General features: G+C 61.3%; 1 protein-coding gene and 1 other annotated feature. The gene reads right to left on the bottom strand.

Annotated elements, in window-relative coordinates; genetic code table 11:
- Positions 1 to 37: 37 nt before the first annotated feature.
- Positions 38 to 1275 (bottom strand): IS3 family transposase gene (locus FQK05_RS25760; RefSeq protein ID WP_407644523.1). Its coding sequence is split into 2 segments (ribosomal slippage): positions 38 to 978 and positions 978 to 1275, totalling 1239 coding nucleotides; the frame shifts between segments, so codons are not numbered across the junction.
- Positions 869 to 985, bottom strand: a sequence feature (AL1L pseudoknot). (Overlaps the previous gene by 117 nt.)
- Positions 1276 to 1326 lie beyond the last annotated feature (51 nt).

Genomic DNA, 1326 nt, shown 5'->3' with positions numbered 1-1326 from the left:
CGCCCCGGCTTGCCCGGAGAGCGTTTCGTTCAACGCGTTATGCGACCTTATCCATAGCTTCGATTTGTTCAAGACATCGCCGCTCGGCCTCGGCTGGCGGCATGTAGCCGATTGAGCTGAGAAGCCGGTTCTGATTGTACCAATCGACCCAGTTCATGGTTTCCCACTCGACGTCTCGCATCATCTTCCAGGGCCCGAGCTGCTTGATGACTTCGGCCTTGAACAGACCAATCACGCTTTCGGCGAGGGCATTATCGTAGGAGTCCCCGACCGTCCCGACTGATGGGTCCACCTCGGCATCGGCCAGCCGCTCGGTGTACCTGATGGACAGGTATTGGGATCCGCGGTCCGAATGGTGGGTCAAGCTCTTGTTTCCAAGCGGCTTTCTCTGCCAAAGCGCTTGCTCGAGGGCATCAAGTACGAACTGGGTTGTCATCGAGCTGGATACACGCCACCCGACGATCCGGCGCGCGAAAACGTCGATGACGAATGCGACGTAAACGGTGCCCGACCAGGTCGGCACATAAGTGAAGTCTGACACCCAGAGCTGGTTCGGTCGATCCGCATGGAACGCGCGGTTGACCTTGTCGTCCGGGCAAGGCCTCGCGGTGTCGGGATTTGTCGTGACGATCTTCTTGCCGCGCACGACTCCCTGCAGCCCCATCTCGCGCATCAAACGCTCCACGGTGCAGCGTGCCACCTCGACGCCGTCGCGCTTCAGAGCGTGCCAGACTTTCCGCGCGCCGTAGAGTTTGCGGTTCTCAGACCAGACCTCTTGGATCTTGTCCTTCAGCTGCGCATCGCGCCGCATGCGTGCCGATGCGCAGGATGGGTCCCGGGCAACGGCCTTCCGCGCATGATAGGTGGACGGGGCGATCGGCAGCACGCGGCAGATCGGCTCGACCCCGAACTCTTCTCGGAATTCGTCAATGAAGGCAGTCATTTGCGGAACGGGCGGTCGAGCTCCGCCTGGGCAAAATAAGCGCTGGCCTTCTTCAGGATCTCGTTTGCCTGCCGCAACTCCCGGTTCTCGCGTTCAAGTTCCTTGATGCGGGCCTTCTCTGCGCTCGTCGGCTCCGCCTCCTTGCCGGCGTCGCGCTGCGCTTGCTTGTACCAGACGCGCAGGCTGTCCGGTGAGCAGCCCAGCTTGTCGGCGATATCGCGCACCGCGGCCGTCAAGCTGCGGTAGCCATCAAGATGGTCCATCACCATCTGAACCGCCCGCTCGCGGAACTCCGCCGGGTACGGGCTCGTCGTATTCTTCTTCCTGTCCATGGAGAGCTATCCTTTGAGAATTTTGCTCTCCGGGCAAGCCGGGGCGGTTCA

Origin of the sequence: Chachezhania sediminis, assembly GCF_009765275.1 — a bacterium.
GTDB lineage: Bacteria > Pseudomonadota > Alphaproteobacteria > Rhodobacterales > Rhodobacteraceae > Chachezhania > Chachezhania sediminis.
Note: the sequence above shows the minus strand (reverse complement) of the source record. Positions and strands in the feature narration are given on the sequence as shown.